The sequence below is a fragment of the Ochrobactrum sp. PL_is483 genome (assembly GCF_055816855.1).
Genome location: NZ_JBVPGS010000031.1, coordinates 114131 through 140264 on the forward strand (window position 1 = coordinate 114131; position 26134 = coordinate 140264).

The 26134-nt window shown below is 59.0% G+C and carries 30 protein-coding genes and 1 other RNA gene; 13 read left to right on the plus strand and 18 right to left on the minus strand.

Annotated elements, in window-relative coordinates; translation table 11 throughout:
• Positions 1-161 precede the first annotated feature (161 nt).
• The 3 genes from AC0TNJ_RS08035 to AC0TNJ_RS08045 all read right to left on the minus strand — a co-directional run bounded on the left by AC0TNJ_RS08035 (position 162) and on the right by AC0TNJ_RS08045 (position 2036).
• Positions 162-1250: a 5-(carboxyamino)imidazole ribonucleotide synthase gene (locus AC0TNJ_RS08035; protein WP_473770788.1), complete on the minus strand. Its 1089-nt coding sequence runs from the start codon at positions 1248-1250 to the stop codon at positions 162-164.
• 1 nt (position 1251) lies between these two features.
• Positions 1252-1746: a 5-(carboxyamino)imidazole ribonucleotide mutase gene (purE, locus tag AC0TNJ_RS08040; protein ID WP_122000308.1), complete on the minus strand. Its 495-nt coding sequence runs from the start codon at positions 1744-1746 to the stop codon at positions 1252-1254.
• 86 nt (positions 1747-1832) lie between these two features.
• Positions 1833-2036 carry a DUF465 domain-containing protein gene (locus tag AC0TNJ_RS08045; RefSeq protein WP_122000309.1) on the minus strand — a complete coding sequence of 68 codons (204 nt, stop codon included), beginning with the start codon at positions 2034-2036 and terminating at the stop codon, positions 1833-1835.
• Positions 2037-2379: 343 nt separating this feature from the next.
• On the opposite strand from AC0TNJ_RS08045, the gene AC0TNJ_RS08050 reads away from it, so the two are divergent.
• A complete protein-coding gene (locus AC0TNJ_RS08050) occupies positions 2380-2562 on the plus strand; it encodes a YdcH family protein (RefSeq protein WP_180350104.1) in 183 nt (60 codons plus the stop codon).
• Between the two features lie 314 nt (positions 2563-2876).
• Here the strand turns inward: AC0TNJ_RS08050 and AC0TNJ_RS08055 are convergent, their stop codons facing one another.
• Both AC0TNJ_RS08055 and AC0TNJ_RS08060 read right to left on the minus strand, forming a co-directional pair.
• The gene (locus tag AC0TNJ_RS08055; protein ID WP_122000310.1) at positions 2877-4115 is read right to left on the minus strand and encodes an MFS transporter; all 1239 of its coding nucleotides are present in this window, start codon (positions 4113-4115) and stop codon (positions 2877-2879) included.
• A gap of 149 nt (positions 4116-4264) precedes the next feature.
• Positions 4265-4456: a DUF1192 family protein gene (locus AC0TNJ_RS08060; RefSeq protein ID WP_473770789.1), complete on the minus strand. Its 192-nt coding sequence runs from the start codon at positions 4454-4456 to the stop codon at positions 4265-4267.
• A gap of 168 nt (positions 4457-4624) precedes the next feature.
• On the opposite strand from AC0TNJ_RS08060, the gene AC0TNJ_RS08065 reads away from it, so the two are divergent.
• Positions 4625-5629 carry an NAD(P)H-quinone oxidoreductase gene (locus AC0TNJ_RS08065; protein ID WP_473770790.1) on the plus strand — a complete coding sequence of 335 codons (1005 nt, stop codon included), beginning with the start codon at positions 4625-4627 and terminating at the stop codon, positions 5627-5629.
• Between the two features lie 121 nt (positions 5630-5750).
• Complete coding sequence (locus tag AC0TNJ_RS08070; RefSeq protein ID WP_473770791.1) at positions 5751-6440, plus strand: DUF1013 domain-containing protein; 690 nt, start codon at positions 5751-5753, stop codon at positions 6438-6440.
• An 82-nt stretch (positions 6441-6522) separates the two neighbouring features.
• Here AC0TNJ_RS08070 and AC0TNJ_RS08075 read toward each other — a convergent pair whose 3' ends face one another.
• The 4 genes from AC0TNJ_RS08075 to AC0TNJ_RS08090 all read right to left on the minus strand — a co-directional run bounded on the left by AC0TNJ_RS08075 (position 6523) and on the right by AC0TNJ_RS08090 (position 10300).
• Complete coding sequence (locus tag AC0TNJ_RS08075) at positions 6523-7224, minus strand: helix-turn-helix transcriptional regulator (RefSeq protein WP_006467756.1); 702 nt, start codon at positions 7222-7224, stop codon at positions 6523-6525.
• Positions 7225-7231: 7 nt separating this feature from the next.
• Entirely contained in the window at positions 7232-7417 is a 186-nt protein-coding gene (locus tag AC0TNJ_RS08080) for a hypothetical protein (RefSeq protein WP_473770792.1), read from the minus strand.
• A 112-nt stretch (positions 7418-7529) separates the two neighbouring features.
• Complete coding sequence (locus AC0TNJ_RS08085; RefSeq protein WP_122000315.1) at positions 7530-8321, minus strand: 3-oxoacyl-ACP reductase family protein; 792 nt, start codon at positions 8319-8321, stop codon at positions 7530-7532.
• A gap of 68 nt (positions 8322-8389) precedes the next feature.
• Positions 8390-10300: a propionyl-CoA synthetase gene (locus tag AC0TNJ_RS08090; protein WP_473770793.1), complete on the minus strand. Its 1911-nt coding sequence runs from the start codon at positions 10298-10300 to the stop codon at positions 8390-8392.
• A 230-nt stretch (positions 10301-10530) separates the two neighbouring features.
• On the opposite strand from AC0TNJ_RS08090, the gene AC0TNJ_RS08095 reads away from it, so the two are divergent.
• Positions 10531-10725 (plus strand): hypothetical protein, encoded by a 195-nt coding sequence (locus AC0TNJ_RS08095; protein WP_286167637.1) that lies wholly within the window; start codon positions 10531-10533, stop codon positions 10723-10725.
• A gap of 9 nt (positions 10726-10734) precedes the next feature.
• Here AC0TNJ_RS08095 and AC0TNJ_RS08100 read toward each other — a convergent pair whose 3' ends face one another.
• A complete protein-coding gene (locus AC0TNJ_RS08100) occupies positions 10735-11760 on the minus strand; it encodes a class I fructose-bisphosphate aldolase (RefSeq protein ID WP_473770794.1) in 1026 nt (341 codons plus the stop codon).
• Positions 11761-11983: 223 nt separating this feature from the next.
• On the opposite strand from AC0TNJ_RS08100, the gene AC0TNJ_RS08105 reads away from it, so the two are divergent.
• A complete protein-coding gene (locus tag AC0TNJ_RS08105) occupies positions 11984-13156 on the plus strand; it encodes a PQQ-dependent sugar dehydrogenase (RefSeq protein ID WP_473770795.1) in 1173 nt (390 codons plus the stop codon).
• Positions 13157-13173: 17 nt separating this feature from the next.
• On the opposite strand, the gene AC0TNJ_RS08110 is transcribed toward AC0TNJ_RS08105, so the two are convergent.
• The 4 genes from AC0TNJ_RS08110 to tkt all read right to left on the minus strand — a co-directional run bounded on the left by AC0TNJ_RS08110 (position 13174) and on the right by tkt (position 18103).
• A complete protein-coding gene (locus AC0TNJ_RS08110) occupies positions 13174-14364 on the minus strand; it encodes a phosphoglycerate kinase (RefSeq protein ID WP_473770796.1) in 1191 nt (396 codons plus the stop codon).
• A 49-nt stretch (positions 14365-14413) separates the two neighbouring features.
• Positions 14414-14983 carry a putative glycolipid-binding domain-containing protein gene (locus AC0TNJ_RS08115; protein ID WP_122000320.1) on the minus strand — a complete coding sequence of 190 codons (570 nt, stop codon included), beginning with the start codon at positions 14981-14983 and terminating at the stop codon, positions 14414-14416.
• Positions 14984-14992: 9 nt separating this feature from the next.
• On the minus strand, positions 14993-16000 hold the full coding sequence (gene gap / locus AC0TNJ_RS08120; protein WP_021588015.1) for a type I glyceraldehyde-3-phosphate dehydrogenase: 1008 nt from the start codon (positions 15998-16000) through the stop codon (positions 14993-14995).
• Positions 16001-16111: 111 nt separating this feature from the next.
• Entirely contained in the window at positions 16112-18103 is a 1992-nt protein-coding gene (gene tkt / locus AC0TNJ_RS08125) for a transketolase (protein WP_122000321.1), read from the minus strand.
• Between the two features lie 393 nt (positions 18104-18496).
• Between tkt and AC0TNJ_RS08130 the strand changes: the two genes are divergently transcribed.
• The 7 genes from AC0TNJ_RS08130 to AC0TNJ_RS08160 all read left to right on the plus strand — a co-directional run bounded on the left by AC0TNJ_RS08130 (position 18497) and on the right by AC0TNJ_RS08160 (position 22883).
• Positions 18497-18769, plus strand: coding sequence for a DUF4164 domain-containing protein (locus AC0TNJ_RS08130; RefSeq protein ID WP_006473231.1), 273 nt, complete (start codon positions 18497-18499; stop codon positions 18767-18769).
• Positions 18770-18778: 9 nt separating this feature from the next.
• Positions 18779-19144, plus strand: a complete 366-nt coding sequence (locus tag AC0TNJ_RS08135; protein WP_473770797.1) for a cell division protein ZapA — start codon at positions 18779-18781, stop codon at positions 19142-19144.
• Between the two features lie 113 nt (positions 19145-19257).
• A non-coding RNA gene (gene ssrS, locus AC0TNJ_RS08140) (6S RNA) lies at positions 19258-19416 on the plus strand.
• 97 nt (positions 19417-19513) lie between these two features.
• Positions 19514-20509, plus strand: coding sequence for an SRPBCC family protein (locus tag AC0TNJ_RS08145; protein ID WP_473770798.1), 996 nt, complete (start codon positions 19514-19516; stop codon positions 20507-20509).
• Positions 20510-20569: 60 nt separating this feature from the next.
• Positions 20570-21166, plus strand: coding sequence for a 5-formyltetrahydrofolate cyclo-ligase (locus AC0TNJ_RS08150; RefSeq protein ID WP_473770799.1), 597 nt, complete (start codon positions 20570-20572; stop codon positions 21164-21166).
• Positions 21167-21175: 9 nt separating this feature from the next.
• A complete protein-coding gene (locus AC0TNJ_RS08155; RefSeq protein ID WP_122000324.1) occupies positions 21176-22000 on the plus strand; it encodes a TIGR00282 family metallophosphoesterase in 825 nt (274 codons plus the stop codon).
• A gap of 136 nt (positions 22001-22136) precedes the next feature.
• On the plus strand, positions 22137-22883 hold the full coding sequence (locus AC0TNJ_RS08160) for a TerC family protein (protein ID WP_473767334.1): 747 nt from the start codon (positions 22137-22139) through the stop codon (positions 22881-22883).
• A gap of 24 nt (positions 22884-22907) precedes the next feature.
• On the opposite strand, the gene AC0TNJ_RS08165 is transcribed toward AC0TNJ_RS08160, so the two are convergent.
• The 3 genes from AC0TNJ_RS08165 to AC0TNJ_RS08175 form a co-directional block, all read right to left on the minus strand.
• The gene (locus AC0TNJ_RS08165; RefSeq protein ID WP_473770800.1) at positions 22908-23357 is read right to left on the minus strand and encodes a DUF1284 domain-containing protein; all 450 of its coding nucleotides are present in this window, start codon (positions 23355-23357) and stop codon (positions 22908-22910) included.
• Positions 23354-23923 (minus strand): biotin transporter BioY, encoded by a 570-nt coding sequence (locus AC0TNJ_RS08170; RefSeq protein ID WP_473770801.1) that lies wholly within the window; start codon positions 23921-23923, stop codon positions 23354-23356. Before AC0TNJ_RS08170 ends, AC0TNJ_RS08165 begins: the two co-directional genes overlap by 4 nt.
• Positions 23924-24115: 192 nt before the next feature.
• The gene (locus AC0TNJ_RS08175) at positions 24116-24796 is read right to left on the minus strand and encodes a GntR family transcriptional regulator (RefSeq protein WP_122000328.1); all 681 of its coding nucleotides are present in this window, start codon (positions 24794-24796) and stop codon (positions 24116-24118) included.
• Positions 24797-25022: 226 nt separating this feature from the next.
• On the opposite strand from AC0TNJ_RS08175, the gene AC0TNJ_RS08180 reads away from it, so the two are divergent.
• The gene (locus AC0TNJ_RS08180; RefSeq protein ID WP_122000329.1) at positions 25023-25769 is read left to right on the plus strand and encodes a YebC/PmpR family DNA-binding transcriptional regulator; all 747 of its coding nucleotides are present in this window, start codon (positions 25023-25025) and stop codon (positions 25767-25769) included.
• 123 nt (positions 25770-25892) lie between these two features.
• Here the strand turns inward: AC0TNJ_RS08180 and rpmE are convergent, their stop codons facing one another.
• Positions 25893-26114 (minus strand): 50S ribosomal protein L31, encoded by a 222-nt coding sequence (gene rpmE, locus AC0TNJ_RS08185; RefSeq protein ID WP_002964804.1) that lies wholly within the window; start codon positions 26112-26114, stop codon positions 25893-25895.
• Positions 26115-26134: the final 20 nt, after the last annotated feature.

Genomic DNA, 26134 nt, shown 5'->3' on the forward strand with positions numbered 1-26134 from the left:
CAATTGATTACAGGCACTGTTAGATGCCCGAAGGGTTGGCCGAAATACACAAGGTTTCAGGCAAATGTCAACTGCTGAGCCGCAGATTCAGGGGGCTGGCGCTGAAATTCTTGGCAGGCAGTCGAAGATTCATCGGGAATCGGGAGGATTCCCGATGAACATTATTTGTGGCGAGGGTGAATGCGCGTCACATGACCCATTTTACGGCCCGGGCGCGCTTCCTTTTTGCCGTAAAGATGCAGCACCGCATCCTTTTCAGAGAGAATCGCGGGTACCTTCTCGATGTCGTCACCGATCAGGTTTTCCATCACGCAATCCGAATGCCGGTCGGTATTGCCCAAAGGCAATCCGGCAACGGCGCGGATATGCTGTTCGAACTGCGAAATGGCGCAGGCCGCTTCCGTCCAGTGGCCTGAGTTATGGACGCGCGGGGCAAATTCGTTTGCCAGAAGCGTGCCGTCCTTCAGGACGAAGAATTCAAGCCCCAGCACGCCGACATAATCCAGTGCGTTCAGAAGCTTTGCTGCGGCCTTGCGGGCAGTTTCTGCCGTGCTGTCGGAAATGGCAGCCGGTACGGTTGAAGTTGCAAGAATTCCGTCCTTGTGCACGTTTTCGGCAATATCGAAAATGGCGACGTTGCCGCTGCGATCACGCGCTGCGATGACCGAGACTTCCCGCTCGAAATCAACGAAGCCTTCGAGGATTGCAGGCGCGCGATTGATGGCAAGAATCGCCTTGTGGGCTTCGTTCTCGTCGAGCGAGGTCAGGCGGACCTGTCCCTTGCCGTCATAGCCCAGGCGCCGCGTCTTGAGGATGCCGCGTTCGCCCAATGCGCCCAAGGCTGCGATCAGGGTCTCTTCATCGTCCACGAGGCGCCATGGGGCTGTCTCGATACCGCTTTCATTGAGGAACTGCTTTTCCGTAAAGCGATCCTGCGAGACTTCCAGCGCGGCTGGCGGTGGCAGAACCAGAGCGGTTTCGGCCAGCCTGTCGGCGGCGCTGACCGGCACGTTCTCGAATTCATAGGTGATGACAGCGGACGCAGCGGCAAGTTCCGCAAGCGCTTTCGGATCATTATAGGCTGCGACGATCTGGCGACTGGCGACCTGTGCTGCGGGGCAATCGGCCTGCGGCTCCAGAATCACGGTTTGAAAGCCAAGACGCGCTGCGGCCATGGCCAGCATTCTGCCGAGCTGGCCGCCGCCGATAATGCCGATGGTTGCACCGGGCTGAAGAGGAGAATTTTTCATGTCAGGCCTCGTTCGAAGGGCGCTCGGCCACACTTTCCGTTTGCGCCCTGCGCCACTCGTCGAGACGGGCTGCAAGCGCTTCATCGTAAAGCGCCAGAACGGCTGCGGCGAGGAGGGCGGCATTGACCGCGCCGGCGCGACCGATGGCCAGCGTGCCGACAGGAATGCCTGCTGGCATCTGCACGATGGAGAGAAGCGAATCCTGGCCTGAAAGCGCCTTGGACTGAACGGGAACGCCGAAAACCGGGAGTGGGGTCATGGCTGCGGCCATGCCGGGCAGATGGGCCGCGCCACCCGCGCCGGCGATAACGACCTTAAACCCTTCAGCTTTCGCGCCCTTGGCGAAAGCGACGAGCCGGTCAGGGGTGCGGTGCGCGGAAACGATCCGGGCATCGAAGGAAATGCCGAGCGCCTCCAGTGTGTCTGCTGCATGGCGCATGGTCTCCCAGTCGGACTGGCTTCCCATGATGATGGCGACGTCGGCAGTAACGCTCATTGATCTTTCTGCTCCGGTTTTCATTCGTGGTGTCAAAACGACAAAGCCGGGCGGACCCCGGCTCTCTCATGTATCGTTCTCAGCGTTCAGGCGATGATGTCGGGGATGACCTGATCTTCCATCTCCTGCAACTTGTCCTTGATTGCGAGTTTTTTCTTCTTCATGCGCTGGACGCGCAACTGGTCGCAGCCCGTTGCTATCATAGCGTTGATAGCCGCATCGAAATCCGCGTGTTCCTGTTTCAGACGCGCGACGGCCAATCTGATTTCGGCCTGTTCCTGATCGGACATGCGAACCCCGTTTCGTTGAATAGTTTTACGGGCCGCACCGAACCCTAAAAAGGCGCGGCATCAGCCCGTTTCAGGCGAAGCCCTTATCACATTTTTCGCGTCAGGAAAATGCTACCACGACAAAATCGACTTTGCACCAAACTCGTGCCAAACTGTCATGGTTCTGTCATGGATGCGGCTGTCGAAGGCGACAAAAATACCGCATCCTCGGCAGCCGGGACTGCGTGTCTGGCCCGGAATACAGGAGGTGTACCGGGCGTTCATGCAGGCTGAATGGCGGGGCAGCGGGCAAGCAAGGTCCAGGTTGCTCCGCAAACCAGGGAAATCAACCAAAGGAGATCTGATGATGGCTATTGAGTCCCATCTTGCCACGCTTGAAAAGAAGCACGGCGCTCTGGAACAGGAAATTTCCGAAGCCATTGCGTCACCGGCAATGGATGATCTGCATGTTGCATCTCTGAAGCGCAAGAAGCTTATGCTTAAGGAGCAGATTGAAAAATTGAGATCTCAGGTAACCCGTCACTAACGGGAAAAGCCGCGCTTTGATCGCGGTTCGATACGGCGTCTCAAGCCATAGACACAAGAAATGCGGTCTTGGCGGCTGTGACACAGCCGCCGAACATATTGATTCAATTATTTAAAAACAAATTGATCACAACGCCGCCGCTCCCAACGCAACTTGATGCAACTTAAAGCGTGTCGCATTTTATTCCGTTCATACGACAGGCTTTAAGCTTTTGTTTTCACGCACGTCTTGATCCCATCGAGAGCCAAGATCAGAAATCAGTCCAGTGGACTGATTTCCCCGCGAAGGCGGTTCCCACTTTTGGGAGGCATGCTTTATCCATCCGTCTCGGCTCTCGGATCAAGATTGAGCGCTTCCGGCGTTGCACTGCGCTCGGAAGGCATGCTCTTGAACTGGTCTTTCTCTTCTTTCGGGACGGATGCGCGCTTGCGTGACCGGAACAATGCATAGCCGGTGATGGAAATATGCGCGAGCATGGTGATGGCGAAGAGGCCGGACGGCCAGAAAATATCCATGGCGGCGGCTGCCAGCAACGGCCCGAGCATTGTGCCGAAGCCGTAAAGCAGCAAAAGCCCGCTTGATACTTTCACGAAGCTTTCCGACGTCGCGTGATCGTTCGCATGGGCGACGGCAACGGGATAGAGGGCATAGGCGAGCGCGCCATAACAGCCGGTCATTGTAATGATGACAGGACCGCTGGATGGGGCGACGAGAAAGGCGATGAGACCGACGAGAGCCGCCAGCGCCGCCACGCTTGCCAGAACAAAACGCCGGTCGACCAGATCGGAAATACGCCCGATCGGAATCTGCATCAGGGCACCAGCTGCGATGGTGACGCTGACCATCAGGGCGATTTCAGTGGTGGAAATACCGGATTTCGCGCCGAAGACCGCTCCAAGCGTACCCCAGGCGCCATTGGCGATGCCGATCAGGATGCACCCGACGAAGGCGGCGGGCGAATTATTATAGAGCGCCTTGAGATCAAGTTGCACTTCCGTCAGCGGCTTGGGACTGACGGCTGTAGAAATCGCGGTCGGGATAAGGGCCAGACAGAAGAAGACGCCGCTTATCATGAACAGGTGGTCGGAGCGCACATCGCCTGCCGCCACCAGCATCTGGCCAGTCATGGTGGCCCCATAGTTGACCATCATGTACATGCCGAAAATCTTGCCGCGCGATTCGTTGGTTGCGCGCTCATTCAGCCAGCTTTCGATGACCATGAAGGCGCCGGCCATGGAAAAGCCGGTGAAGGCGCGCAGGATCACCCAGATGGTGGCGTCCACGAAGATGCCGGACAGGAGGGCGATGATCGCAGCCGACGCGGCAAAACAGCCAAATGCCCGCACATGGCCGACGCGGCGCACAAGGCGCGGCGCAAACAGACAGCCAGCCACGAAACCTCCGGCCCAGGTTGTGCCGAGCATGCCAAGCGAGGTTACTGAAAAGCCTTCCGCGCCGCCGCGCAGCGGCAGCAAAAGACCATGGAGTCCCGAAGCCATGAGGAGGAAAGCTGTGCCGCAGAGAAGGGCCAGAACCTGAATGTAAATGCGCAAAATTCTATTCCCGAAATCTGAAGCCGGATTGTCAGTGTTGAGACCGATGCGTGATCGTTGCGATCAATGACTGTTGTTCCTAAAGCCCGTCGTCCGGAAATGGTTCCGGCTGTTTGTCTCGGCATCCATTCCCGTCGACGACCTCATTCCTATCGAAACAATGCTTCTGCCGCAGCGCGGCTGTCGCCCTTCTTGAGGCGTTCTGTCTTCAATCGCTCTATTTCGGATTGCAGCAGGGCAATGCGCTGATCAATCTCCGTGACCGAAAGCAACGATAGCTCCTCTTCGCTTAGCGTCACGCTGTTGTGGGGCTTCACCATATCCTCATCAAAACCGCTCATAGCCTTCCTCCGTGGTCAATGATGGCTCAGAAAAGATTTAACACCTTGAATCGTCGCATATATATTTGGGAAAATCGATGACGATTTCCCTAACGTGGCGTCTTGCATCCGTCATGCGGCATTTCTGCGACGACGCGCAGGGCTAGAAATCTGAATGGAGTTTTGAAGATGATGGCCGACCTGCCTTCCCAAATGACCGCTATCGAAATTTCCGCACCGGGTGGACCGCATATGCTTCGCCCGGTTCAGCGCTCGGTGCCGGAACCGGGGGAGGGTGAAGTTCTGGTGCGTGTGCGCGCGGCTGGGGTCAACCGGCCGGATGTTTTGCAGCGGCTGGGACAATATGCGCCGCCGCCCGGCGCCTCCGATATTCCGGGGTTGGAGATTGCCGGTGATATCGTTGCCGTCGGCAGCGGGGTGAAGCGTTTCAAGACCGGCGATCAGGTGGTCGCATTGCTGGCCGGCGGCGGCTATGCAGAATATGCCGCCGTGCATGAAACCAATGCGCTGCCCCTGCCTTCCGGCTACGGCTATATCGAAGCGGCTGCGATCCCGGAAACTTTCTTCACCGTCTGGCACAATGTGTTCGAACGCGGAGGATTGAAGAAGGGTGAGACCTTTCTGGTTCATGGCGGCTCATCCGGGATCGGCACGACGGCCATCCAGCTGGCCAAGGCGTTCGGCGCGACCGTGATTGCAACCGCCGGCTCGAAGGAAAAATGCGACGCCTGCCTGAAGCTCGGGGCAGATCGCGCCGTCAACTATCGCGAGGAGGATTTCGTCGAGGTCGTAAAGGAAGTGACTAACGGCAGGGGTGCCGATGTGATTCTCGACATGGTCGGCGGCGATTATGTGGACCGTAATTACAAGGCTGCTGCGGAAGATGGCCGCATCGTGCAGATCGCTTTTCTCAATGGTGCGAAAGCCACGGCCAATTTCGCGCTGTTGATGACCAAGCGTCTGACCCATACCGGCTCCACGCTGCGTCCGCGGCCCGTCGATTTCAAGGCTGGCGTCGCGCGCGAACTGGAGGCGAAGGTCTGGCCGCTTCTGGCGCAGCGCCGTGTTGCGCCGGTGATGGATATGATCTTTTCGCTGAAAGACGCCTGGCGTGCGCATGAGCGCATGGAGGAGGGAAGGCATATCGGCAAGATCGTACTCGATATTGCTTAAGCCTGAGAGCCATTCTTGCTCTGGCGATAAAAAAACGATATATAGGCCGTGATTTCCCGGAAATTGTGGTTTTGCCCACGTCCCGCGCCACCGGAGCGGACGAACAGAAGGATTATATCTAATGGCCACCCAGCTTCTTATGCCGAAGGCAACGGCCGTTTGGCTTGTCGATAATACGGCTCTGTCGTTTGACCAGATTGCCGCTTTCTGCAAGCTGCACCCGCTGGAAGTGAAGGCTATTGCCGACGGTGAAGCTTCGCAGGGCATCAAGGGTCTCGACCCGGTCATCACTGGCCAGATTTCGCGTGAAGAAATCGCGAAGGGCGAAAAGGACCCATATTATCGCCTGAAGCTTTCCGAACCGAAGGTTCGCGTTCCTGAAGCCAAGCGCAAGGGCCCGCGTTACACGCCGCTTTCCAAGCGTCAGGACCGCCCGAATGCGATTCTCTGGCTGGTGCGCAATCATCCTGAGCTGAAGGATGCGCAGATTTCCCGCCTGATCGGCACGACCAAGTCGACCATCGAGCAGATTCGCAATCGCACGCACTGGAACTCCGCCAATCTGACGGCGATGGACCCGGTGACGCTTGGCCTTTGCTCGCAGATCGATCTCGACATCGAAGTCGAACGCGCGTCGCGCAATCGTCCGGCCACGCCGGAAGCGGACAGCACCTTGCTTCCAGCTTCCGCGACCGAGAATTTCGACTATCGTGACGAACAGCCCGCGGAAGACGAACTCGACGCGGACAAGGTTTTCGCCAAGCTCTCTTCGCTCAAGAGCTCGACCCCGGACGAAGACGAAGACGAATAGTCTGGACGAGAAATCGCTTTACAGAAATGCCAAAAAAGCCCGGTTTTATCAGCCGGGCTTTTTCTTTTGCCTTGGGAGGTACTCAGTCCTTGAAGGCGTTATATTCGCTCAGTTCCATGAGGCGGTAGAAATCCGCCAGCGTCTTGCCGCGTTCGGCCCGGAAGAGGCGACCTGCGTCGCTCGCTTCCACGATGCGGTCGGTGCGGAATGTGCGGAAGGCGTTGCGCAATTCGCACCAGCCGATAACCGTCCAGACCTTGCCCCAGAACCAAAGGCCGAGCGGGCGAATATCACGCTCGCTTTCACGCGATTCCAGATCGCGATAGCGGATATTGAGTACATTGCCCTGATCGACCGCGCGTTCCACCGCGTCGATGATGCGGCGTTCGTCCATGCTGATACGCGCCGTCGGCGCGTGAATCTGCGTGCTGGTGATGCGGGCACGCTCTTCCTTGGGCAGAACGGCTTCGATCTTGACGAGAGCCTCTTCCGCGCCGCGCGCCATGGAAACGCCGCCCCATGCGCGGATGAGGCGCGCCCCGGCGACAAGAGCCACGATTTCGTCGCGCGTGAACATCAGCGGCGGGAGTTCAAAGCCCTGCCGCAGAATATAACCGACGCCGGCTTCGCCATCGATGGGGACGCCGGTCGATTGCAGATCGGAAATGTCGCGATAGATGGTGCGTTCGGAGACTTCCAGCCGTTCGGCCAATTGGCGCGCGGTGACAAGCCTGCCACCGCGCAGGTGCTGAACAATCTGGAAAAGGCGGTCCGCGCGGCGCATTCCGGTCTTACTTTCCGCTGCAATAATTGGTGTTGCGCTGTTCCAGATAACGATCCGGCCAGCCCAGATCCTTGCGCAGGTCTTTTGGCAGGCCGTCGATGACGCGCTGGGTGCGGATAAACCGGCGGCGTTCGTCCTGCCTGCGCCTGTATTCCTTCAAAATTGCGATCAATGGTGCGATTGCGAGTGCCATGGTGAAAACTCCCTCATCCTTGGGTACGCAGTATCGCACACCCCTCCTGACAGCTATCTGTCAGGAGCGAATGCGTGTTTTATTATCATCCTGTTAAGGCGGGATCGCAACATCATGCCTTGTAGCGCGGCGCAGCCATATAGCTGAGGGGCAGGCGCCCGCCATCTGCATAGATGGTCTGGCCCGTCACATAGCTTGCATCCTCCGACGCCAGGAATGACGCTATCGAAGCAATTTCAGAAGCTTGGCCGATGCGCCCGAGCGGAGTTCTGGACAATATCCTGTTGCGGGATTCCGCATCGGTATTCACGGCGGAAAGCATGTCCGTCTCAATGGAGCCGGGGCCGATAGCGTTGACGCGAATCCCCCAGCGCGCGAGCGCTACTGCCATAGTGCGTGTCAGTTGGTTCAATCCGCCCTTGGAAACGGAGTAGGCGAGCTGTTCCGGCAGGCCATAGATGGCGTTGATCGATGACATGTTGATGATCGTGCCGGGTTCGCCGCCCGATTCGACCCGTTCCACCATGCGCCTGGCCACGGCTTGCCCGCAGAGAAATGCGCCTTTGAGATTGACCCGCATCACGCGGTCGAAATCTTCTTCCTTGAGATCGAGGAAATCCGCCTGATGCACGATGCCGGCATTGTTCACCAGAATGTCGATCTCTCCAACATTGGTGACGGTAAAAGTCAGAAGATTGTGGACGTCGAGCTTGTCGCCCACATCCGCCGCCATGTGGCGCACCGGACCGAACTGTTCCAGATCCCTGGCAGCGCGCGTGGCTGCGGCATTGTCGATGTCGGAGAGGACGACACTCGCACCGTCCATCAGGAAGCGCTTTGCTATGGCGTAGCCAATACCGCGGGCAGCGCCGGTGACAATTGCCACCTTGCCTTCTAATTGCATGATCGATCTCCAGTTTGCGTGGAGAGTGGACCGGCGGCAACCGCCGGTCAATAGCCGGGGAGCCCCGATCAGGCGAAGGCAAGGCCGGTGTGCCGCTCGCGCAGAACGGTGCTGATTTCGTCCAGAATTGCCGGGTCATCGATGGTCGCGGGCATCTTCCATTCTTCCCCATCGGCGATCTTCTGGATGGTGGAGCGCAATATCTTGCCGGAGCGGGTTTTGGGCAGGCGCTTCACGGTCAGCGCCAGCCGGAAGGCTGCAACCGGGCCGATAACGTCACGCACCATGCTGACACATTCCTTCTCCACCTCCTGCGGGTCGCGTTCGATATTGGATTTCAGCACCAGAAAACCGCAGGGAACCTGCCCCTTCAGAGGATCGGAAATGCCCAGCACCGCGCATTCGGCGACGTCGGGATGGCTGGAAAGCACTTCTTCCATCGCGCCCGTCGACAGGCGGTGGCCAGCGACGTTGATGATGTCATCGGTGCGGCTCATGATGTAGAGATAACCGTCCTCATCCATATAGCCCGCATCGGCGGTTTTATAGTAGCCCGGAAACTCGTTCAGATAGGCCTTGCGGAAGCGCTCATCCGCATTCCAGAGCGTCGGCAGGCAACCCGGCGGCAGCGGCAGCTTGATGAGAATATTGCCGAGCTGGCCACGTTCGAGTTCATGGCCTTCATCGTCGAGCACGCGAATGTCGTAGCCCGGAAGACAGACGGCGGGAGAACCATATCTGGTTTCCAGAAGACCGAGGCCGAGCGGATTTGCGACCATGGGCCAGCCGCTTTCCGTCTGCCACCAATGGTCGATCACGGGACAGCCAAGCAGGTCCTCAGCCCAGTGGATCGTGTCGGGATCGGCGCGCTCGCCCGCAAGATAAAGGGCGCGGAATCCGGAGAGATCATGGCGGCGGACGAAATGGCCGTCCGCATCCTCCTTCTTGATGGCGCGCAGCGCGGTCGGTGCGGTGAACATCACCTCAACGCCGTGTTCTTCAATTATGCGCCAATATTCGCCTGCATCCGGGGTGCCGATGGGCTTGCCTTCAAACAGGACGCTGGTCGCGCCAAGAAGCAGGGGCGCATAGACAATATAGGAATGGCCGACGACCCAGCCCACATCGGATGCCGCCCACCAGACTTGGCCCGGTTCGACGCCGAAGACATTTTTCATCGACCACAGCAGCGCCACCATATGCCCGCCATTGTCGCGGACGACGCCTTTCGGCGCGCCGGTCGTGCCGGAGGTGTAAAGCACATAGAGCGGGTCGGTCGCGGCCACCGGCACGCAAGGCACAGCACGGCCACGCGCGGCGTCGACAGCTTCGCGATAGTCGATGTCACGGCCAGCCACAGGTTCGTGCCGGTGCTGTTCGCGCTGCAGGATTATGCAATGATTGACCTTGTGGCGCGCAAGTGAAATCGCCTTGTCGAGCATGGCCTGATAGGGAACGACGCGTGTCGGCTCGATGCCGCAGGAGCCTGCAATAATCATGACGGGCTTTGCATCGTCGATGCGGGTTGCAAGCTCATTGGCGGCAAAGCCGCCGAACACGACGGAATGAATTGCCCCAATGCGCGCCGATGCCAGCATGGCGACGGCTGCTTCCGGCACCATCGGCATATAGATGAGGACGCGGTCGCCCTTCTTCACGCCATTGTCGAGCATGACGGCGGAAAGCGCCTCTACTTCTTCCAGCAGTTCGCGATAGGTAAACTTGCGCACCTTTCCGGTGACCGGACTTTCGTAGATCAGCGCGACCTGGTCGCCGCGCCCATTGGCGACATGGCGGTCAAGCGCATTGTAGCAGGTATTGCATTCGGCTCCGACATACCACCGGCCATAGACGCCTTCGTCGCCTGCAAAAACCCGGTCCCACGGCTTGAACCAGTCAATTGCCGCCGCGGCATCCGCCCAGAAGCCTTCAGGATCGTTCTGCCATGCGGCATAGGTTTCGGCATATTTCGAAGTCATGCTGTTCCTCCCAGAAGCACGCGCCAAACCCCGTCCCGACAGAGGGCGGTCGTCGCGTGGTGATTATCCGGTGACAAAAACGCAAGATCGGCCTCCTCCGGCCCATCTCCTCCATGCGCGTTCGTCTCCTCCAGAAACGCAGTTTACGCCGCCGGGTTGCGGCTCGTCCATGAAACTTAAGAAGGAGGCGGAACGGTTTGGCGTTTCCAAGCCTTGCGGCAGGGGCCTGACTGCGCCACAAGAAGACAGAGAGGTGCGTCGTGACCAAAATCCTGCCCGTATTGCTGGTTCTCCTGATGGGGCTGCACATCATCAAACCGTTCGGCCTGCCGGGACTGAAGCGACGCAGCGATTTCTGGAAAATCGGCGTGATTTCCATTCTGGCCATGGCGCTGGCAGTTGGCTTCCACTTCCACGAAGGATGAAAAGGCGGGTCAGGCCGCCTTTTCCATATCCTTCTTCCAGCCGCCGGTTGCGGCAAGGCCGTTCATCCTTGCGCGATGCGCGAAAGCCCGCTGCCCGGCTGCGATATTTTCTTCCTTACCGCCCCATGCCTCAAGCGCCGCCGCCTGCAATGCGCGGCCATAGGAAAAAGTCATTTTCCACGGCATGTCGAAGCCCGCATTCATCGCGGAAAGATGGGCTGTCGCTTCCTCGCCGGTCTGTCCTCCAGAGAGGAAGGCGATGCCCGGAACCGCCGCCGGAACCGTATTGCGGAAACAGCGGACAGTCTTTTCCGCCACTTCCTCGACGGAAGCCTTGCGGGCGTTCTTGCCGTCGATAACCATGTTCGGCTTGAGGATCATCCCTTCCAGCCTGACGCGGGCATCGTAGAGCTCGCTGAATACCGTCTTGAGGACCCATTGCGTCACATCATAGCAGCGGTCGATGGTGTGATCGCCCGGCTTGCCATCCATCAGCACTTCCGGTTCGACGATGGGGACGATGTTCGCCTCCTGACAAAGCGCTGCATAGCGGGCGAGAGCCTGCGCATTCTGTTTCACCGCGCCCCATGTGGGCAGGCCATCGGAAATGGAAATCACTGCGCGCCATTTGGCGAAACGGGCGCCAAGACCGTAATATTCGGAAAGCCGTTCCCGCAGACCATCAAGACCTTCGGTAATTGTTTCGCCCGCGAAACCTGCAAGCGGCTTTGCGCCCGCGTCCACCTTGATGCCCGCAACAGCGCCAGCGTTGCGGATGATCTCGACAAGCGGCGCGCCGTCGCGTGCTTTCTGCCTTATGGTTTCATCATAGAGAATGACGCCGGAAATATAGTTCTTCATCGCATCGTCGGCGCGGAACAGCATCTCGCGATAGTCGCGGCGCGAGTCTTCGGTGGACTCCAGATGGATCGCGTCAAACCGCTTCTTGATGGTGCCTGAGCTTTCATCGGCGGCGAGAATGCCTTTTCCCACCGTCACCAGTGCAATCGCAATATCTTCAAGACGTTCAGTCATAATGCAACGCTCCTTCTATCAAGGCGATGAGGGAGTGTTGGTTAAAACTGTGGCAAGCGCAAGCCTTTGAAACGATTGAAATATTTTTCAAACGGTTTAGGTATTCATACTTCCTGTCGCAGGTTTTTGACGAAACTGGTTTTATATCCGGATCCCAAACCCCATGTAAGAAACCAGTGAGGAAACCCCGCCCGTTTCTCTTGTCCGGATTTGAGGAGAAAATATGCGACGCGTCCTTTTTAGCCTGCCTTTTGTACTGGCCGCATCAATGGTTGCCCTGCCGGTGCTGAACGCTTCGGCTGAGAGCATCAACGCTGGCGACAGGCAGGCCGCAGCAAATGCTCCGTTTGCGGTAACGCCGGTTGCCGAATTCGATACGCCGTGGGCGATTGCATTCCTGCCGGATGGCAGGCTTTTACTGACGGAGAAGGGCGGCAAGATTTTCGTCGTCACGCAAACGGGTGACAAAATTGCCGTCGATGGTGTGCCGGAAGTCGCCTTTAGCGGCCAGAACGGTCTGCTCGATATTGCGCCCGCACCCGACTTCGAAAAGAGCAGGGCGGTCTATTTTTCCTATAACGAACCGGCGAAGAATGGCAGCAGCGTCGTTCTGGCACGTGCCGTGCTGGAGGAAGGCGACGGCAAGGCCGCGCTGAAGGACAGAACCACGATCTGGAAACAGGATGCTGCGGCTCGCGGCGGACAGCCTGGCGGCATTATCGCCTTTGCGCCGGACGGCAAGCATCTGTTCTTCTCCGTCGGTGATCGCATGTTGCCTGCAACCGCGCAGGACGATGCGGCAGCCATGGGGAAAATTCTCCGCATGAACCTCGATGGGTCCGTTCCGAAGGATAATCCTCACGCCGATGCGGATGGTTTGCGGGCGCTGACATGGACCACCGGTCACCGAAACCCCTATGGGCTGGCCTTCGGTCCCGACGGAAAACTCTGGGAGCATGAGATGGGACCGCGGGGCGGTGACGAGTTCAATCTCATCAAGCCCGGTCTCAATTACGGCTGGCCGGTTGTTTCCAATGGCGACAATTATAGCGGCAGGCCGATCCCGCGCCATAGCACACGCCCGGAATTCGAGCCGCCGCTGGTCTATTGGACGCCGGTGATTGCCCCGGCCGGGCTTGCCTTTTACCAGGGAGACATGTTTCCCGAATGGCGCGGTTCGGCGCTGATCGGAGGGCTTGCCTCCATGGCGCTGGTGCGGGTGGCAATCGACAAGGACGGCAAGGCGGATGAAGCCGAGCGCTTTGAAATGGAAAACCGTATCCGTGATGTGGCCGTCGGGCCGGACGGTGCCATCTGGCTGATTGAGGACGACAATCCGGGCCGGTTATTGAAACTGACGCCCAAAAAAGAAGCCCGGCATCAACCGGGCTTATGAGAAGATGATTTATCGCATTATTTCTTCAGCACATCGACGCCGGGAAGCGGCTTGCCTTCCATCCATTCAAGGAAAGCGCCGCCTGCGGTTGAAATGTAGGTGAAGTCGTCGGCAACGCCTGCATGGTTGAGCGCTGCGACCGTATCGCCGCCGCCGCCGACCGAAACCAGCTTGCCTGCCTTGGTGCGCGCTGCGACGTGCTTGGCGGTCTTGACCGTGGCGGTGTCGAACGGGCGCAGTTCGAAAGCACCGAGCGGGCCGTTCCAGACAAGGGTGGCGGCGTCATCGATAGCCGAGGCGATCAGGTCGGTCGAAAACGCGCCCGCATCGAGAATCATGCCGTCGCTCGGCACTGCATCGACGCCATAGGTCTGGTTCGGCGTGTCGGTTGCAAAGTGCCAGCCCACGACGGCGTCGACCGGCAGGATGATCGCGCATTTGGTGGTTTCGGCCTTGGCCATGATTTCGCGGGCGGTCGAAGCGAGTTCATGTTCGCAGAGCGACTTGCCGACATCGTATCCCTTGGCTGCAAGGAAAGTGTTGGCCATGCCGCCGCCGATGACGAGCGCATCGACCTTTTCGATCAGGTTGGACAAGAGGTCGAGCTTGGTCGAGACCTTTGCGCCGCCGACAATGGCGACAACCGGGCGGGCCGGATTGCCGAGACCCTTTTCCAGCGCTTCGAGTTCGGCCTGCATGGCGCGGCCTGCGAAAGCAGGCAGGACATGCGCCAGACCTTCGGTCGAGGCATGGGCGCGGTGGGCGGCGGAAAAGGCGTCATTCACATAAAGATCGCCATTGGCGGCGAGCGCCTGCACGAATGCCGGATCGTTCTTTTCCTCACCCTTGTGGAAACGGGTGTTTTCCAGAAGCAGAACGTCGCCGTCCTTGAGCGCATCGACAGCGGCCTTGGCCTTGTCGCCAATGCAGTCCTCAGCAAAATGAACGCCGTGGCCCAGAACCTTGGAGAGCGGCTTCACGACATGCTTCAGCGAGTTTTCATCCGAAGCAACGCCCTTGGGACGACCGAAATGGGCGAGCAGGATGACCTTTGCGCCTTTCCGCGAAAGTTCGGCAATAGTCGGCACGATGCGCTCGATACGGGTCAGGTCGGTGACTTCGCCATTCGCCATCGGCACGTTGAGATCAACGCGGACCAGTACGCGCTTGGACTTGACGTCGGTATCGTCGAGAGTGCGGAAACTCATGGTCTTTCTCCCATAACTGTCTTTCGGGTGCCGGTGGAGCGGGGATCGCTCAGACAGGCAGGCGCCGGAAAAGGGTTGGATAGTCGGTGACAAGCCCGTCCTCGTCGACGGGCAATTCGGCGGTGAAGGTGCGGTCAGCTGCCTCGTAACGATAGCGCCGTCCTTCCTCGATACAGGTATAGCGCTGCTGGTCGCGCAGCGGGCGGAAACTGTCAAACGGCACGTAAAGCATGTCGAGCTGAACGGTGCCGCTTTCCGGTGTCAGGCCGAGGCGGCGGATGGGCAGCGTGTTGGTAAAGGGGGTTCCCGCCAGATCGATATCGATGCAGCCGTCGAATTCGGGCAGTGCATCGCCCGCCATCGTGTTCCAGCGGCCCTCGCCGTCGGAAACAAGCTCCAGCCGGTGGCCGGACGTGGTTTCGATCAGGAAATGGAGGACATGCCAGGCGCTGTTGCAGTCGATGCTGTAGCGCACGCCATAAGGGGCGCCGCCGCGATCGCCAATCACCACGCTTTCAGCACGGATCGTGCGGCCCGTGAGGCCGAGATTGAGATGTTCGAGCCCTTCTCCTTCCAGCGGACGCCAGCGCGCAACGGTGGGGAGAAGGGCGCGAAACATGATCGGAGCTTAGATCAGCTTGCCGAAGGCGACAGCAGTATCGCCCATGCGGCTGGAGAAGCCCCACTCATTGTCGTACCACGACAGGATGCGCACCATGGTGCCTTCCATGACCTTGGTCTGATCCGTGTGGAAGACCGAGGAATGGGAGTCATGATTGAAGTCGTGCGAGACGAGCGGCTCGTCCGTGTAGCCGAGGATGCCCTTCAGGCGGCCATTGGCGGCGGCACGGATCGCATTGTTGACTTCATCGACAGTCGTTTCGCGCTTGGCGATGAAGGTCAGGTCCACGACCGAGACGTTCGGGGTCGGCACGCGGATGGCGACGCCATCGAGCTTGCCCTTGAGCTCCGGCAGAACGAGGCCGACAGCCTTGGCTGCGCCCGTCGAGGTCGGGATCATGGAAAGAGCTGCGGCGCGGGCGCGGTAGAGATCCTTGTGCATGGTGTCCAGCGTCGGCTGGTCGCCCGTATAGGAATGGATCGTGGTCATGAAGCCCTTTTCGATGCCGATGGCATCATTCAGGACCTGAGCCACCGGCGCCAGGCAGTTGGTGGTGCACGAAGCGTTGGAAATGACCAGATGATCCTTGGTCAGCTTGTCGTGGTTGACGCCATAGACGACGGTCAGGTCGGCACCATCGGCAGGAGCCGAAACGATAACGCGCTTGGCGCCTGCTTCCAGATGCATGGCGGCCTTGTCGCGCGAGGTGAAGATGCCGGTGCATTCCAGAGCGATATCGACGCCTTCTTCCTTCCACGGCAGCTCAGCCGGGTTGCGGACGGCGTGAACCTTGATCGGGCCATAGCCGACGTCGATGGTATCGCCTGCAACCTTCACTTCCTTGGGGAAACGGCCATGAACGCTGTCATAGCGCAGGAGATGCGCGTTGGTTTCGACAGGGCCGAGATCGTTGATGGCGACGACCTGGATATCGGTGCGGCCCGACTCGACGATGGCGCGGAGGATGTTACGACCGATGCGGCCAAAGCCGTTGATTGCGACGCGAACTGCCATTTTCTCTTAATCTCCCGATGGGGTTCTGCATCTTGCGATGCGTCTCATTCGAACTGATACGTTCAAAAACTCAAAACGCCGGCGTTTTTGGGGCGCCGGCGTTTTTCTAAATCATGCGGCGTTGAGCTTCTTCTCCGCAGCTTCGGCGGCATGTTCTGCCGTGATGCCGAAATGCTTGTAGAGATCGTTGATCTCACCCGAAGCGCCGAAGCCCTTCATGCCGATGAAGATGCCGTTTTCGCCGATGAAGCGTTCCCAACCGAGCGAGATTGCCGCTTCGATGGCCACTTTCACGGGCGCATCGCCGATGGTCGCCGTCTTGTAGGCGTCGCTCTGCTGTTCGAAAAGCTCGAAGCAGGGGACGGAAACGACGCGGGTCGCGATGCCCTTGCCTTCCAGAAGGTCGCGGGCCTTGAGTGCGATTTCCACTTCCGAGCCGGTTGCGAAGATCGTCACCTTGGCGTCCTTGCTTGCGGCAGCAAGCTCATAGGCGCCGTAAGCCGACAGGTTTTCGTCGCGATGCTCGGTGCGGACCGTCGGCAGGTTCTGGCGGGTGAGCGCCAGCGTTGACGGGGTCTTCTTCGATTGCAGGGCGATCTGCCAGCATTCGGCGGTTTCGACCGCGTCGGCGGGACGGAACACATTGTGGTTCGGAATGGCGCGCAGCGCAGCCAGATGCTCGACCGGCTGGTGGGTCGGACCGTCCTCGCCAAGACCGATGGAGTCATGCGTCATGACATAGATGGTGCGGATGCCCATCAGCGAGGAAAGACGCATGGCCGGACGTGCATAATCCGAGAAGGTCAGGAAGGTGCCGCCGTAAGGGATGAGACCGCCGTGCAGCGTCATGCCGTTCATGGCGGCAGCCATGCCGTGTTCGCGGATGCCGTAATGGACGTAACGCTGGCCGTAATCTTCCGGCGTCACAGCCTTGGTCTGGCTCGTCTTGGTGTTGTTGGAGCCGGTGAGGTCGGCAGAGCCGCCAATAGTTTCCGGCACAACGCCATTGATGACTTCCAGCGCCATTTCCGAAGACTTGCGGGTCGCGACCTTCGGCTTGTCGGCGGAAAGCTTCTTCTTGTATTCGATGATGGTTGCATCGAAGTTTGCAGGCAGGTCGCCACGCATGCGGCGCTCGAATTCAGCGCGGGTCTCAGCGTCGGCGGCAGCAAGGCGCTTTTCCCACTCCTGGCGCTTCTTGGCCGCATTGAGACCAGCCACACGCCATGCGTCCAGCACTTCAGCCGGAACGACGAAAGGTTCAGCACTCCAGCCCAGAGCCTTGCGGGTGGCGGCGATTTCTTCAGCACCGAGCGGCGAGCCATGCACCTTGTTGGTGCCAGCCTTGTTCGGCGCGCCGAAGCCGATGGTCGTCTTGCAGGCGATGAGCGTCGGCTTGTCGGAAACCTTGGCCAGCTCGATGGCCTTGGCAATGGCGTCCTGGTCATGGCCATCGACAGCCATGGTGTTCCAGCCGGAAGCGGCGAAACGGGCAGGCTGGTCGGTATTGTCGGAAAGCGTGACCGGGCCGTCGATCGAGATGTTGTTGTCATCCCAGAACACGATCAGCTTGTTCAGCTTCAGGTGACCGGCAAGCGCGATTGCTTCCTGGCTGATGCCTTCCATGAGGCAGCCGTCACCGGCGATCACATAGGTATAGTGGTTGACGAGGCTGTCGCCGAACTGCGCATTGAGGATGCGTTCGGAAAGCGCCATGCCGACGGCATTGGCGATGCCCTGGCCGAGCGGGCCGGTCGTCGTTTCGATACCGGCGGCGTGGCCATATTCGGGATGTCCTGCCGTGCGCGAGCCGAGCTGGCGGAAATTCTTGATCTCGTCGATGGTGATGTCTTCGTAACCCGAAAGATAGAGCAGCGAATAAAGCAGCATCGAGCCGTGGCCTGCGGACAGCACGAAACGGTCGCGATCCGGCCAATGCGGGTTCTGCGGGTCGTGCGAGAGGAAACGGGTGTAAAGCGTCGTCGCTATATCGGCTGCGCCCATCGGCAGGCCGGGATGGCCCGAATTGGCTTTCTCGACCGCGTCCATGGAGAGGAAGCGGATTGCGTTTGCCATCTGGTTTTGTTTGTCGGAATTGGTCATGGTCTCAGCCGTCTTTCCTTGGGAGGGGTTAACGGGGTTGCGGCGATGCCTTTTGCCTGAGCACGATCCGTATCGAGAACGGTTTCATGCGTTTTAGGATCACGCTCCAGAAGGCACCGGGACACATAGCACCTGCACATAAGGAGTCAATAAACCGATGAGTTTTGGGCAATAAACTGTCCGCGACTAATCGATTGAGTAGCGCCGACAGCTTAATTGCAACCACCGAAAAGCCGTTTTTGCACCGATAACGGTGTATGAACGCTCGTATATGCCCCTCATTTGTTGCTTATCGGGCAGTCGATTATTACAATCTTTTCAAAGATGCCCGTCCCGCAGGCGCGATTCGATGTCCCTGAATAGGGCTTGCGATTGGCATTGGAAAGGACATGGATGGCACCCGATACGACCCTCAGGCAAGTCTTGGAACGGCTCGAAAAAGCACTCAACGCGCTTGAACAAGCGGTCGATCTGCGGCTGGACAAGGAAGGCGATTTCGCCGAAGCCGAGGAAGAGGTGCAGCGCATGAATGCGGATCGCAGCCGTCTTGCCCAGGAACTCGATCAGTCCGAAGCGCGCGCCGAGCGGCTTGAAGCCGCCAACCGCGAGGTTTCGCGCCGTCTCGTGACCGCCATGGAGACAATCCGCGCTGTTCTGGACCGATAGGAGGCTACCATGGCGACCGTTACCGTTACCATCGATGGCAAAGCTTACCGTATGGCCTGCGACGAGGGGCAGGAGGAGCATCTGTCCGGGCTTGCCGACCGCTTCGATCAGTATGTGGCCCATCTGAAATCGTCCTTCGGGGAAATCGGCGATCTGCGCCTGACCGTCATGGCGGGCATCATGGTGATGGATGAGCTGGCCGAGATGCAGAAACGCATCACCGGGCTGGAGAACGAGGCGGAAACGCTGCGCCGCTCGCGTGACGAGGCTTTGGGGCGCGCCGACAGCAATGATGCCGCCCTGACCGGCTTGCTGACGGAAGTGGCGTCACGCATAGAGCAGGTGGCATCGCGCATTGCGCCGCGAAACAGCTAGGGTCAGGGCCATGATCCTGCCCTGATCGCCGTCCGGATTTTTCTGAAAAGATTTCCTGTCCAGCCAGCGCAAGCCACTGGCGTTCCGGTCCGGCAGATACTATATTGGCTCTTGGCGAACTGCGCTTCCCGACAGGTGTAACAGCATCCCCGGGGCCTTATTGATCTCTAAGGGAGCTGTCCCTGTGAAGGCTTGCGGGCTTTCGCATATGGCGCCCACCTACTTTGTAGGTTCCCGGGATCAATCACTACCATCGGTCGTCGTGGTCGCCGCTTTCTTCTCTCGATTGGCCGCAGCTCCTCTATGAGCTTGATCTAACGGACAATTTGTTCGTAAACAGGCGCAAACTCCAACAATTTGCGCTTCCTGATGAAATCTCCCCAAACAGCATCGCCCGTAACATCGGAAAGACTGGCCGTCGCGATACCCGTCGCATTCGTCTACGGGCTTCTGCTTTATCTCATGATCTGGTCGCGCCATTACATGGACGCGATGCCGGTCATTGCCGGGATGGCGTTGCTGCCGATGGCGGTTGCAAGCCTTGCTTCCTGCCTGTCCGATCCGCGTGCGCAAAAGAGCCTGTGGCGGCATGTCCGCATGGGGTGGGCCATCATCGCTGGACTCGTCATCACCAGCATGGTCCTTTTCCATGAGGCCGGCATTTGCGTGGCCATGGCTGCTCCGTTTTTCATGGTGTTCTCGGCGCTGGGGTCGGCTGTGACCTTGTGGATTATCCGGCAGTTTCGCTCGCGGCGCTCGACCACTCTGGTGATCGCGCTGCCGCTGCTTGTGCTGCCCGCCGAGCTCCAGATCACTTATGCTCCGCATGACAGCTTCGTCACGACAATAGTCGAGATCGCGGCCCCGCCGGAGGTGGTGTGGCGGCAGACGGTCGAGATTCGCAACGTGCGCCCGGAGGAACTGTCGTGGACATTCAGCCACGGCATATTGGGCGTGCCGCAGCCGGTCGATGCGCGGCTGGAAGGGGAGGGCGTCGGGGCTGTGCGTCAGCTTCGGTGGACACGCGGGGTGAACTTTCAGGAAATCGTCACGCGATGGGAGGAAAACCGGTTGCTGGCTTGGGACTTCCGCTTCGGTCCCGGTTCGATCCCGCCCGAGGTGGAAGCGCATATCAAGGTCGACAGCACCTATCTGAAGCTTGCGCAGGGCAACTATAGTCTTGAACCGCTGGCGAACGGCCATACGCGCCTTACGCTGACGACCCATTACCGGATCGCAACGCCGATCGATTTCTATTGCGACCTGTGGGGCAAACTGTTCCTGAACGACTTCCACGGCGTTGTCTTGAAAGTCATTCGTGACCGTTCCGAGAAGATCGCTCAAGGGGCAACCGGAGTCACTTGACGGATTGTCATATTGCGGTTCCACTGCATGACGAAACACGGCAGCAGGGAGTGGCTTGGAATGACGGCAGCGGAGCGCGATCCCATTCAAAAGCAGGAACTCAGGCGCAGGGTTCTGGCGATTCGCGATGCGCTTGATCCCCGCTTTCATTACGAGGCCTCACTGGCTGCAGCGAAAATCGGCGAAGCCGCAATCGATGTTCCCAAGGGTACATTGATCGCGGGCTATTGGCCGATCCGGTCTGAAATCGATCCGCGCCCGCTCTTGTCGGCCTTTCGCGCCAGGGGCGCACGGCTCTGTCTCCCCGTCGTTCTGGACAAGGAAACGATTGCCTTTCGTGAATATCTGCCGGATGCCGAGCTGGTGCAGACCGGCTTCGGCACTATGGGCCCGGGAGACGATGCGCCGGTGGTCGATCCGGCGATCATGCTGATGCCGCTTGCGGGCTTCGACCGGCGCGGGCATCGGCTCGGCTACGGCGCCGGGCATTACGACCGCGCGCTGGCGCGTTTCACGCAGCGCGGCTTGCAGCCGCTTCTGATCGGCATGGCCTTCGACTGTCAGGAAGTCGAGCATGTGCCCGATGAGCCGCATGATATCGCGCTCAACCAGATCTTGACTGAAAGCGGCTTGCGTTCGCTTGGCGCAGGTTTATAAGGCGGTTTCATGAGATTGCTTTTTCTTGGTGATATGGTGGGCCGGTCGGGCCGCACCGCAGTATATGAAAAACTGCCAGGGCTGATTTCCGATCTGAAGCTGGATTTCGTCATCGTCAACGGCGAGAACGCCGCGGGCGGATTCGGCATTACCGAAGAGATTTTCCACGACACCATCCGTGCCGGTGCCGACGTGGTGACGACCGGTAACCACGTCTGGGATCAGCGCGAGGCGCTGGATTTCTCCCGCCGCGAAGATCGCTTCCTGCGCCCGGCAAATTTCCCGAAAGGCACAGCCGGAAAAGGCGAGGGACTTTATATCGCCAAAAACGGCGCGCGCGTTCTGGTGTCGAATGTGATGGGCCGCGTGTTCATGCATCCCGATCTCGACGATCCGTTCATCGCGGCGGAGAAAATTCTGGAAGCCTGTCCGCTCGGTGAGCAGGCCGATGCCGTCTTTTTCGATTTCCATGCCGAAGCGACGAGCGAAAAGCAGTGTTTCGGTCATTTTGTCGATGGTCGCGCCAGCGCGGTTGTCGGCACACATACGCATGTGCCGACGGCAGATTGCCAGATATTGCGCAATGGCACGGCCTATATGTCGGATGCGGGCATGTGCGGCGATTATGATTCATCGCTCGGCATGGACAAGGAAGAGCCGCTCAACCGTTTCCTGTCGAAAGTGCCGAAAGGACGTTTCGAGGCGGCCAATGGTCCGGCGACCGTCTGCGGCGTCGGCATAGAGATTTCGGACCGTACAGGGCTGGCCGAAAAGGCCGCTCCCCTGCGCATCGGTCCTCATCTGGAAGAAACTGTTCCGGCGTTCTGGCGATAACGTCTTATTTTCAGTCGAAGCATGATGTTATCTGCTGGCGGCCCTCTATTGTCGTCCGGCAGCTTTTTGCCCGTTGAACGGGCTTTTCGCGTTCCTATCTCCTTGCAACGAGTTTTTTGCAAGGGGACGCCGCCTGATGGATTTTCTTACCGAGTATCTGGGATTTCTTTCGACCCCCGCCGGCTGGGCCGCGCTGGTTACGCTGGTGACGATGGAAGTCGTCCTCGGTATCGACAATCTGATCTTTATCTCGATCCTCACCAACAAGCTTCCCGCTTCGCAGCAGGCGCGTGCGCGGCGTATCGGTATCGGTGCGGCGCTCATTCTGCGTCTGGCGCTTCTTTTCACCATCTCGATCATCGTCCAGCTCAAGGACCCGATTTTCGAGGCGTTCGGTCACGGCTTCTCATGGCGCGACATCATCCTGATTGCCGGTGGCCTGTTTCTTGTCTGGAAGGCGACCAAGGAAATTCACCACACGGTCGATCCCGATGACGGCAAGGAAAATATCGGCGGCAAGGTGGCGCAGCTCACCATGGGCGCCGCCATCGTGCAGATCCTCATTCTCGATCTGGTTTTCTCGGTCGATTCGATCATCACCGCCGTCGGCATGACCGACGAGATCGCCATCATGGTCATTGCCGTGGTCGCGGCCGTCACCGTCATGCTGCTTGCAGCCGATCCGCTGTCGCGCTTCATCGCGGCCAACCCGACCATCGTCATGCTGGCGCTGGGCTTCCTGCTGATGATTGGCATGACGCTGATAGCCGACGGTTTCGGCTTCCATGTGCCGAAGGGCTATATCTATGCGGCCATGGGCTTTTCGGCGCTTGTCGAGGCGCTCAACATGCTGGCGCGGCGAAAGCGCAAGAGCCAGCAGTAAGGTTCTGCAAAAAGGCCACCCATCTCACGCAGCGTTGGGTGGCCTTGTTATTTTAACGCCGTGAAACTGGTCTGTTGTGGCAATTCGCGTGCAGAGGTCCGACCATTCGCAACCCTCGCAGGCTTTGCGCAATGTGCCTTTTGCAAATGCACGGCGCAACGCGGCAAGTCGCTCCGCGTCAAGATCGAATGCGTTTTGCGTGGAAAGCGTCTGGCCGAAAAGTTCGCCCACTGCCTCCATCGCAAGCCGGTCACGTATCCGGACACTTGTTTCGTAGCAATGGCAATTGCCTTCGGCGCCCCCGCAGAGCAGGGGCGCACAGATGTCATCCGGGCCATCGACCAGAAAAATATCTTCTCCCTGGCTCAGCCGCCCGGCAATCGCGTCGTAGTTTTCCACGAAAGCCGGGCTGTAGCCCTTGCCGACATAAGTCAGCATGCAAAGAAGATGATGGCCACGCAGACGTATGGTCACCGGTTCGGTGCTGCCGCCTTGAGGATCGCAGCGCCGAGGGCCGACTTGATGAGGCCACCGATGAGGAAGGGCGTCACGCCGAAGGCGATGGCTTTTTCGGCGCCGATGATGCTGGCGAGCCAGGCCGCACCAATGGCAAGGCAGATCACATTGGCTGCAAGGAACGAAACAAAGGCGAGACCGACGCGGTTACCGTTCCAGCCACGTTCTGCCAGATAGCCGGTGAGGGCAGCGATGATCGGGAAGGATACGAGATAGCCAGCGGTCGGGCCTGCAAAATGGGCGATGCCGCCCGCGCCGCCAGCCAGAACCGGCAGGCCCATCATGGCTTCACCGAGCCAGGCCAGAACCGTGGCCATGCCAAGACGCCAGCCATAGAGCGCGCCGATCAGCGGAACGATCAGGGTCTGCAGCGTGATCGGAACCGGGATCATCGGAACTTCGATCTGCGATGAGACAGCGAGAACCAGCGTGCCGAATGCAACGGCCGCAAGGCGCATTGCAGGGGAGCGGGCTTCCAGATTAAGCGGGCTGAAGGATGGGCGCGTCTGAGTGATGGTGGTCATGGTTTCCTCAAATTATAGATAAAATTGAGATTCGATCTATATCTTTTTAAAGCTCCTGACGATAAACGCAAGAGGCGGAACAAAAAGCACTCCGCATGGCGGTGCAAGCTGTACGCAAAAGCCGTTCCCGCCGCCTGAAATCTGCGTGCGGAATCGAAGTCGGTTAAGGCGGGGTTGCAGGGTGTCGTAGCGTCAGCCGACGATGGCAAACGAATCGCGCGTCTTGCCCGATGCTGTCTTGACCGGGCGGTGCCCGATCCATTGCACGTGCCGGGCGAGGATCGTGGCTGCGCTGTCGACATCGTTCTGGCGCAGCGCCTGCAATATGGCGCGATGGTCGTGGTCGGTACGGGCTTCCCATTCCGAACGCCATGTGGCGAAAAGAAACCGTGCGCTGGCGGCATGAAGATCATCGATGGCGGCGAGCAGGCGCGGCATTTTGCACGGTTCGAGGATGAGCCGGTGGAAGCGGCGGTTGGCATCTTCCCAGCTTCGAACGTCGCGAGACTTGTCGCCTTCCAGCGTTGCCTGTTCGGCAGCATCGAGCGTTGCCTGGGTGATGTGCGGTGCGGCATGGCGCAGCGCCAGAACCTCCAGCGCGGCCCGCATTTCCGCCACTTCCCTGATCTCGCTGATATCGAAGGACGCGACACGAACGCCGCGCCGCGGTTCCGACACAGCGAGGCCTTGAGCCTCCAGTCGCCGGAACGCTTCGCGGACCGGCACATGGCTGGTCTCGAATTCTTCGGCAATGTGATCCTGTCGCAGTTTTGTGCCGGGTTCGATCTCGCCCGCAATGATGCGGTCGGCAAGGATACGGCTGATGCGGGCTGCGATGGTTTCGCCGGGAGTGTTCTGGGCAAGCTGAATCATGAATTTATAGATAATCTGCTTTGCCGGGCGGGTCGAGCGATATTGCCTTTATTGACAGAGATTCGAGGGCAGCGGCGCTTTTGCTGGACGAATGGGCCTGAATTCCTTATAACGCGGCCATTCTGCACGGAAAGCACTGTGGCCCGACATGCGGCCCTTCTCTGCTTGATCTCTGTTTCATGCGTGACGCTTCCGTGCGCAGCATTTTAAACAGAACAGGGGTGCCATGGCCGGCCATTCACAGTTTAAGAATATCATGCACCGCAAGGGCCGTCAGGATGCGGTGCGGTCGAAAATGTTTTCCAAGCTCGGGCGCGAAATCACCGTCGCCGCCAAGCAGGGTTTGCCTGACCCTGCGATGAACCCGCGCCTGCGTCTGGCGATCCAGAACGCCAAGGCGCAGTCCATGCCGAAGGACAATATCGAACGCGCCATCAAGAAGGCCGCCGGCAATGACGGCGAGAATTATGATGAAGTGCGCTACGAGGGTCGCGGCCCGGGCGGCGTGTCGGTCATTGTCGAAGCGCTGACCGACAACCGCAACCGCACGGCATCCAACGTGCGCGCAGCCTTCACCAAGTCGGGCGGCGCACTGGGCGAAACCGGTTCGGTGTCCTTCATGTTCGACCGCGTTGGCGAAATCATCTACAAGGCCGCTGTCGGCGACGCCGACAAGGTCATGGAAGCGGCGATTGAAGCCGGTGCCGACGATGTGCAGTCCGGCGAAGAAGAACACGTCATCATCTGCGCCTTCGAGGATATCGGCGACGTGTCGAAGGCTCTGGAAGCTTCGCTCGGCGAAGCCGAATCGATCAAGACGATCTGGAAGCCGCAGACCAATACCGAGCTGGATGAGGAAAAGGCCCGTTCGGTTCTCAAGCTTCTCAACGTGCTTGAAGACGATGACGACGTGCAGAACGTCTACACGAACTTCGAAGTCAGCGACGAAGTCATGGAAAAGCTGAGCGCCTGATTTCTGACGCTCACGGATTTTCGAAACTCCCGGCTTGTCCGGGAGTTTTTTTATGCTGGCTGCCAAATTTCAGGCAATAAAAAACCCCGCCGAAGCGGGGCTCTTTGAACCATGCAAACCGGATTAGATGCCGAGATTGCCGAAACGGTTCTTGAACTTGGTAACGCGACCGCCGCGATCGAGCAGGGTCTGCGAGCCGCCCGTCCAGGCCGGATGGGTGGTCGGGTCGATATCGAGGTTCATCGTATCGCCTTCCTTGCCCCAGGTCGAGCGGGTCATGTATTCGGTGCCATCGGTCATCACGACCTTGATGGTGTGGTAGTCGGGATGGATATTGGCTTTCATCTTCTCAATCCTGAAAGTCT